We start from the raw sequence: 7902 nt of genomic DNA, 5'->3' as shown, positions 1-7902 counted from the left end.
GGAATGAAGTTGCTGTGGGTTGGCGCGGGGCTGGCTGCGGCGCTGGGGCTGGGCGTGCAGACGGCCAGGGCGCAGCAGTGCTTTGCCACGATTGACGGGACGACGGTGTACTCCAGCCCCGACGCGCAGGCGGTGCGTGATGCGGTGGGCGCGGCGGCGCCCGGCGATGTGGTGAAAGTCGCCGGCGTGTGCGCGGGTGTGAGCGGCGCGCAGGTGGTCGCCATCGGCCAGCCGCTCACCTTGCGCGGCGGCTACACGCTCACGAACTGGGCGCTCAGCGATCCGAACGCGCACCCGACCGTGCTGGATGCGCAGCAGGCCGGCCGGGTGGTGTATGCCACGCAGCCGCTTACGCTGGAGAACCTGATCGTGCGGGGCGGGCGCTGGACCAACCCGTTTGAGTCCGGCGGTGGGGTGGCGCTGGAGTCGGCGGGGGTGATCAGCAACGTGGTGATCCGCGGGAGCGAGGCCGCCAACGGCGCCGGCGGCGGGCTGTACGTGGGCGGGCCGGCGACGGTGACGCACAGCGCGCTCGTCAGCAACGTCGCGCGCTATCGCGGCGGCGGGGCCTCGTTCAACGCCGAGGTCTGGATTGTTGCATCGGCGTTCCTCAGCAACACCGTGACGGATTTCAGCGCGGGCTATGGCGGCGGGGCGAATTTTGGCTTCAGCGCGCCGGCCACTGTGTCGAGCAGCACCTTTGCCGGCAACGCGGCCGGCGCCCAGGCCGGCGGCGCGCGCTTTGACAACCGCGCCACGCTGCGCCACGTCACCTTTACCCACAACATCGCGCGGGGCATCGGCGGGGCGATCTTCAGCAACGAGACGCACGCGCAGGACGTGACGTTTGCGCACAATCAGGCTACTGTGCTAAGCACCGGCGGCGCGCATTTCAACTGGGTCACCTGGCTGACCGACACCACGTTCTACAGCAACAGCGCGGCCATGCACGGCGGCGGCGCGTATTTCAACCAGTCTTTCTTCGGCGATCTGGCTGCGTTGCGCAATGTGTCCTTTGTGAGCAACACCGCCGACGAGCGGGGCGGCGGGGCGTTTGCGTTTAACCAGGCGCGGCTGGAAGGTCAGGGCGTCACGTTTGTCGGCAACCGGGCGCAGCAGGAGGGCGGCGGGTTATACGTCAGCGGCGCCGCCGACCTGAGCGAAGCGCAGTTCAGCGGCAACACGGCCGGGGCTTCCGGCGGCGGGGCGTTTTTTGCCCAGCCGGTGACGTTGAGCGTGGCGGCCTTCATGAGCAACACAGCGCAGGGCATGGGGGGAGGGGCGCTCTTTGCGGCAAACCTGTTGGCGCAGGGGCCGCTCACCTTCACGGCGAATGCCGCCGGTGTGGCCGGCGGCGGGGCGCACGTGAGCGCAACGCTGGCGCTGAGCAGGAGCGCCTGGATCGGCAATTCTGCCGGTCGGGGCGGCGGCCTCTCGGTCGCCGGGCCGGTGACCCTGAGCGCGGTCACTTTCGTCGGCAATCAGGCGATGGGTGCGCAAGGCTTTGGCGGTGGGGTGTATGCCGGCAGCGCAGCCGGCCTGAGCGAGGCGCAGTTCCTCAGCAACACCGCGCGCCAAGGCGGCGGGATGTACGCCCTGGGCGCGGCTGCGCTGGAAGCCGTGACGTTCACCGCCAATGTCGCGCTGGCCAATGGCGGCGGCGCGCTGTTGCTCGGCACGGCGGCGATCAGCGGCAGCGCGTTTGCCGGCAACCGCGCGCTGGGCGGGAGCGGGCCGGCCTGGGCCGGCGCGAGCGGAGAAGCGTTCGCGCCGCTGGCTGTGCTGGCCATCAACGGATCGGGCGGCGGGGCGGCCCTGTTCGGCGCGACGATCATCACACGCAGCGCCTTTATCGGCAATAGCGCGGCCGAGCACGGCGGCGGCGCGTATGGCTGGGGGGCGGTGGGCGGCTCAGGGGTGATCTGGCGTGACAATGCCGCGGCGCGGTGCGGCGGCGGCCTGCACCTGGCCGGCATGACGGTGGGGGGCCGCGCGCGCTGGGTGAACAGCTTGTGGGCCGGCAACGCAGCCGGGCAGGGCGCAGCGGTGTGCGCGGCGCACGATGGCGGCGACGACGCGTTGATCTTGCTGCATGCCACGCTGGTCAGCCCCATGCTGGTCGGCGCCGAAGCGGTGCGCGTGAACGCCGGCGCAGTATACCTGACCAACACGCTGATCGCCTCGCACACGGTGGGCGTGGCGCGGCTGGGCGGGGCGGCGCAGGTGGCGCATGTGTTGATCGGCGGGGCGAGCGCGCCGCTCAGCGGCACTGTGATGTTGGCTGGGCCGCTGTTCATCGGGCCGGCGCGTTTCGTGGACGTGGTGGATTACGCGCTGGCGCCGGTAAGCCTGGCGATTGACGGCGGCGCGCCGGAGGGCGTGAGCGCCGATTACTTCGGCCGGCCGCGCCCGCAGGGCAACGCGCCGGACATCGGTTACGCTGAGTCGGAGATTGTGCTGCGGCGGGTGTTTGCGCCCCGCGCAGTGCGATGAGGTGTGCTGCGATGCCGCATGTTCCCGTGATCGGCGATGGGTTCGGCCGGGGATGCTGCGGCAAGCCGAACGATTGGCCGGGCGCTCGATACAATCCGCGCATCATGTCTGACGACCGCGGGCCTGCCCGTGCTTCTGCGCATTTCGAGGCGCTGTTAACCCGACACGGCGCGGCATCGTTTGACAAGCAGATTTACCTGGCGGCCATGCTGCGCGGCGGCGCGTATGGCTGGGGGGTGTGGACGGCTCAGGGGTGATCTGGCGTGACAATGCCGCGGCGGCGGCCTGCACCTGGCCGGTAGCATACTCGGAGATATCCGCGCTCCACGCCTGCACGCTACGCGTGCGCGGCACCTCGACCCAAAAGCCCATCGCGCAGCCGGCGTCGAGCACGGTGCGCGGCTGAATGTCGCTTGGGGGATGCGCAGCCGGTTGCGTGGTAGCGGACGTCGAAGTGTGAAGCGTCAGAAGGCAATGGATTCATGGGGCGGCTGCTCGGTGGCGTCTCAGGGCGCGACGCGCGTTACTTCGTCCGGATGCGCGCGAGGTGCCGGCTCAGGCAGCCCAGGGGTGTGCAGCCAGTCTCCTTCCAGTGCGATGAGGCCATAGCGTTCGTTAGTACCGCCCGGCAAGACGGTGAAGCGGGCGCATCGTTGCCAGTAATCGTAGCGATGTGTATCGGCCTCATTGTAGATAGACGCGTCTACTTCGTAGTCCCCTGGCAGGAAGGGCAAGTCGTGGATAGTGTAGTCTACGTATCCCTCACCGGCGATCTCGTCAATCAAGTAATTGCCGAACACATTGTTTGGCCCGGCCAAACGTGCGCCGGTCTGCACATGAAAGAACGCGATGCCGAACAACATGTGCTCCAATCGGCGGCGGGCGCGGTAGTGCAGCCGCACGGTGAATTTGGCGTGGGTGCGCGTAAAGCGGCTGGGGCGTCCGGCGACATCCAGAAATTCCACCTTGGTGATGCGCGCCTCGCCGCTGCCGAGCCGGCCTTCCCGGTTCAACCCGTCTATCGGATGCGCGTCCGAGCAGCCATTCTGAGTGAAGTCGGCGTTGTCGTCCGTGTCTTGCGCTTGTGCTTCAGCCGCTTTGATCAGCGAGTACTCGTGGTAGGCGTTGCACACGCGTATCGCGTCGCCGGCCATGCGCAACTGGCCACGGTCAAGCCAGATCGCCTTGTCGCAGTTGCTCATCACCATCTCGATGCTGTGCGAGACGAAGAGCATCGTGACCTTTCTGCGGCGCAGGCGGCGGATGCGATCCACGCATTTCTGCTGGAAGGCCTGGTCGCCTACCGAAAGCACCTCGTCCAGCAACACGATCTCGGGGTCAAAGTGTATGGCTGTAGAGAATCCCAAGCGAGCCTGCATGCCGCTGGAGTAGTCCTTGAGCGGCACATCGATGAAGTCCTCCAGCTCGGCGAACTCGACAATGCCGTCGAATTTCTCATCCACCTCTTTGCGCGTGAGTCCCATCACCGCGCCGTTCAGGTAGATGTTGTCGCGGCCGCTCAATTCTGGATGGAAGCCGGCGCCCAGCTCCAACAGCGCCGTCACCCGGCCGTTCACCGTGATCTGGCCGTGCGTCGGTTGGATGATTCGGCTGATGAGTTTGAGCGTCGTGCTCTTGCCGGCGCCGTTTGTGCCGATCAGGCCAACGCTGCTGCCCCGTTCTATGGTGAAGCTCACGTCGCGCAGCGCCCAGAAGATGCCGGCGTCTCGTCGTCTGCGCCGAAAGAGCTGAATGAATAGCTCCTGGAAGGTGCGCGGCCGGTCTCGATCTATGCGGAAGGATTTTGAGACGTTATGGAACTCGATGGCGTTGGACATTATTCCAGATAGGCGATCAAGCGGCGAGTATAACCGATCGGCGTGCGCTGGACGCGAAGGCGCTGGCTGGCTGGCCTGCGGATGCCCGGCCCGATGCGTTGCGCATCCGGAGCCGGCGGCTGTGCGCCTCACCTCTGGGCTACCTTCAGCGAGATGTATTCGGCCAGCGCCTCGCGCCAGTGGCGCATTTGGTCTATGCCCAGCGCCTTAAGCGCGGCGTTCTCGAGCACGGAGTAGGGCGGGCGGCGCGCCGGCGCGTTGAACTCGGCGCTGGTGATGGGTCGCACATCCGGCTGCAGGCCGGCCAGGCGAAAGATCTCGCAAGCAAATTCATACCAGGTGCACGCTCCAGCGTTGGTGATGTGATAAACGCCGTACGCCTCAGTTTCGATCAGCCGGGCGATCTGCTGGGCCAAGTCCTTAGTAAACGTCGGGGTGCAGGTCTGGTCGTTGACCACGCGAATGGGCTGGCCTTCTTGGGCGAGTCGCAGCATGGTGTTGACGAAGTTGCCGCCTTTGCCGCTGGCGCCGGCCAGGCCGTACAAGCCACAGGTGCGCACGATGTAGTGTTTGCGCCATGCAGCGCGGATGAGCAGCTCGCCGGCCAGCTTGCTGGTTCCGTAGGCGCTGAGCGGGTTGGGCAGGTCGGTCTCGACGTATGGCGCGCGCTTGGCGCCGTCGAACACGTAGTCGGTGCTGACGTGTAGCAGTGCGGCGTCCAGTTCGCGGCAAGCCAGCGCCAGTCGCTGCGCCGCCAGCGCGTTCACGGCCAGCGCCTGCGAGGCGTCCGATTCAATGTCATCTACGCGGTGATACGCTGCGCAGTTGATCACGATATTGGGCAAGAAGCCGGCGATGGTGGCGCGCACCTCGACCGCGTCACACACGTCGAGCGCGACGGGAGAAAGCCGATCGGTCTCGGAATCATCCGCCGTGATCGCCCCGCGCACCGTGCCCAGCACGTCATGCTGGGCGAGCGCCGCCATCAAGTCTCGTCCGAGCTGACCGTTTGCGCCGATTAACAAGATCTTCATGACTTCACACGACTGAGCGCCAGGGGCCATTGGCCCCTGCGCTGCGCATTATCGCCGAAGCGGTTGCGGTATCATCTTTGCGCATGTCCACCAACAAAGTTCCTGTGGCTATTCTTGGCGCGACCGGCGTTGTCGGGGCGCGCTTCGTTCAGTTGCTGCGAGATCATCCTACCTTTCGGATCGCTGCATTAGCCGCTTCTGACCGCAGCGAAGGCAAGCGTTATGCTGACGCTGCGCACTGGGTTGTGGAGGACGAGATACCTCAAGCGGTGCGGGACATGCCGCTGCTGGCTGCCGATCCCGACGCTGTTTTGCGCGCTGCGCCGGACGTGCGGGCGGTTTTTAGCGCGCTGCCCAATGAGATTGCGGCGGTGGCCGAGCCGGCATTTGCTCAGGCCGGCGTGCTGGTGTTTTCCAATGCGTCCTACCATCGCATGGCGCCGGATGTGCCCCTGGTCATCCCCGAGGTCAACGCCGAGCACTTAAATCTGTTGCGCCATCAGCGGCAAAAGCGCGGGTGGATGGGCGGCATCGTGTGTAACACGAACTGCACGGTGAGCGGGCCGGCGATGACGCTGCGGCCGCTGTACGACGCTTTCGGTGTGCGGCGCGTATTTTGCGTCTCGATGCAAGCGATCAGCGGGGCTGGCTATCCCGGCGTGCCGTCGCTGGATATCACCGATAATGTGCTGCCCTACATCAAAAATGAGGAGGAGAAATTAGAAGCCGAGGCGCGCAAGTTGTTGGGCCGCTTGGACGGGGGGGCGATCCGAGAGGCCAGCTTTGGCCTGAGCGCGCACTGCAACCGTGTGCCGGTGATTGACGGCCACATGGTGACCATGTCGGTGGAGACGGAGCGCCCCGTCGCGCCGGAGGAGGCTGCGCGCGTGATGCGCCAATTTCGCTGCGCGCAAACTGCCGGACTGCCCAGCGCGCCGGACTGTCCTATCATCGTCCACGATGAGCCCGATCGCCCTCAGCCGCGGCGCGACCGGCTGGCCGGCTCACCGGTCGGGGGCATGAGTGTGGTCGTGGGGCGGGTGCGCCGCGAGCCGCTGTTCGGCGATTGTGGCGTCAAATTTGTCACACTGGCGCACAACACGATTCGCGGCGCGGCGGGCGGCAGCGTGTTGAACGCCGAACTCGCCTGGCGGATGGGCCTGATGGATAAATGAGTGGGGGCTGCGTAGCATGAAAAACATCGCAGTGATTGGTGTGGGGTATGTAGGCTTGGTCACAGGGACGTGCTTTGCCGATTTGGGCAACCGCGTCACGTGCGTAGATGTGAACGAGGAACGCATCGCGAACCTCAAGCAGGGCATTCTGCCCATCTACGAACCCGGCCTGGAAGAAGTCGTGCGCCGCAACCTCGCTGCCGGCCGTCTCTCATTCACCACATCGTATGCCGAAGCGCTCAACTGCCCGGAAGCTCCCGCAGAATTGGTCTTCATCGCGGTGAATACGCCGACGGGGGTGGATGGCGAGGCCGAGTTGCGCTATGTGCGCGCAGCGGCCGAGATGATCGCCCAGACCATGGATCATCCGCTGATCATCGTGAATAAGAGCACGGTGCCGGTGGGCACGGGCGACTGGGTAGCCGATATCGTGAGGAATAAACAGCCCAAGCCGATCCCGTTTAGCGTAGTCAGCAATCCAGAGTTTCTGCGCGAAGGTTCGGCCCTCAGCGACTTCATGAACCCCGATCGCATTGTGCTCGGCTCATTAGACGAGGAGGCGGCTCAAAAAGTCGCGCAGCTCTATCTGCCGCTGCGCGGTCCGATCATGATCACCGACCCGCGCACGGCCGAGATGATCAAGTATGCGAGCAACGCCTTCTTGGCGACGAAGATTTCGTTCATCAACGAGATCGCCAACATCTGCGAGGCACTCGGGGCTGACGTGAAAGAGGTGGCCGCCGGCATGGGCTATGACAAGCGCATCGGCCGCGCCTTCCTGGACGCCGGCTTGGGCTATGGTGGTTCGTGCTTCCCGAAGGACGTCAAGGCGCTGGCGCACATGGCGAACGTGCAGGGCAAGCATCCTCAATTGCTCGAAGCCGTCATGCAGATTAACGCGGACGCGCGGCGCAGCATCGTGGCCAAGGTGCGCGCGTTGGTGGGCAACAACAGCACGCATCTGAACCGGCTGGAGGGCAAGACGATCGGCGTCTTGGGCCTGGCCTTCAAAGCCAACACGGACGACATCCGCGAGTCGCAGCCAATTGACATCATCCGCATGATCCAAGCGGATGGCGGCACGGTTAAAGCCTACGACCCGGTGGCGATGCCGAATGCGGCCAAAGTGCTGCACAACGTCAAACTATGCGCCGATGCTTACGAGGTGGCCGAGGGAAGTGACGCGTTGATCCTGGCGACCGAGTGGAATGAGTTCAAGAATCTCGACCTGGCGCGCATTAAGCGAATCATGAAGCAACCGGTCATCGTGGATGGTCGCAATCTATACGATCCGCCCGCGATGCGCGAACTTGGATTTATCTATCGCGGCGTCGGGCGAGGGTATTGAGCAGCGACGTGGCG

6 protein-coding genes are annotated in these 7902 nt (G+C 65.3%); 4 read left to right on the top strand and 2 right to left on the bottom strand.

Translation table 11 applies throughout. From position 1 onward, the window contains the following. Window positions 1-3: 3 nt before the first annotated feature. Together GXH28_RS04265 and GXH28_RS04260 are read left to right on the top strand one after the other, a co-directional pair. Complete coding sequence (locus tag GXH28_RS04265; protein WP_169237770.1) at window positions 4-2493, top strand: choice-of-anchor Q domain-containing protein; 2490 nt, start codon at window positions 4-6, stop codon at window positions 2491-2493. Window positions 2494-2597: 104 nt separating this feature from the next. Then, window positions 2598-2750: a hypothetical protein gene (locus tag GXH28_RS04260; protein ID WP_169237769.1), complete on the top strand. Its 153-nt coding sequence runs from the start codon at window positions 2598-2600 to the stop codon at window positions 2748-2750. 249 nt (window positions 2751-2999) lie between these two features. Here GXH28_RS04260 and GXH28_RS04255 read toward each other — a convergent pair whose 3' ends face one another. Both GXH28_RS04255 and rfbD read right to left on the bottom strand, forming a co-directional pair. Next, on the bottom strand, window positions 3000-4331 hold the full coding sequence (locus GXH28_RS04255) for an ABC transporter ATP-binding protein (RefSeq protein ID WP_169237768.1): 1332 nt from the start codon (window positions 4329-4331) through the stop codon (window positions 3000-3002). A gap of 128 nt (window positions 4332-4459) precedes the next feature. Beyond that, window positions 4460-5365 (bottom strand): dTDP-4-dehydrorhamnose reductase, encoded by a 906-nt coding sequence (gene rfbD, locus GXH28_RS04250; RefSeq protein ID WP_169237767.1) that lies wholly within the window; start codon window positions 5363-5365, stop codon window positions 4460-4462. Window positions 5366-5448: 83 nt separating this feature from the next. Between rfbD and asd the strand changes: the two genes are divergently transcribed. Together asd and GXH28_RS04240 are read left to right on the top strand one after the other, a co-directional pair. Then, entirely contained in the window at window positions 5449-6540 is a 1092-nt protein-coding gene (asd, locus tag GXH28_RS04245) for an aspartate-semialdehyde dehydrogenase (RefSeq protein ID WP_169237766.1), read from the top strand. A 16-nt stretch (window positions 6541-6556) separates the two neighbouring features. Next, window positions 6557-7888, top strand: a complete 1332-nt coding sequence (locus tag GXH28_RS04240; RefSeq protein WP_169237765.1) for a UDP-glucose dehydrogenase family protein — start codon at window positions 6557-6559, stop codon at window positions 7886-7888. Window positions 7889-7902 lie beyond the last annotated feature (14 nt).

Origin of the sequence: Candidatus Roseilinea sp. NK_OTU-006, from assembly GCF_012931985.1 — a bacterium.
GTDB lineage: Bacteria > Chloroflexota > Anaerolineae > J036 > Brachytrichaceae > JAAFGM01.
This window is presented reverse-complemented; position numbering and strand designations above follow the sequence as displayed.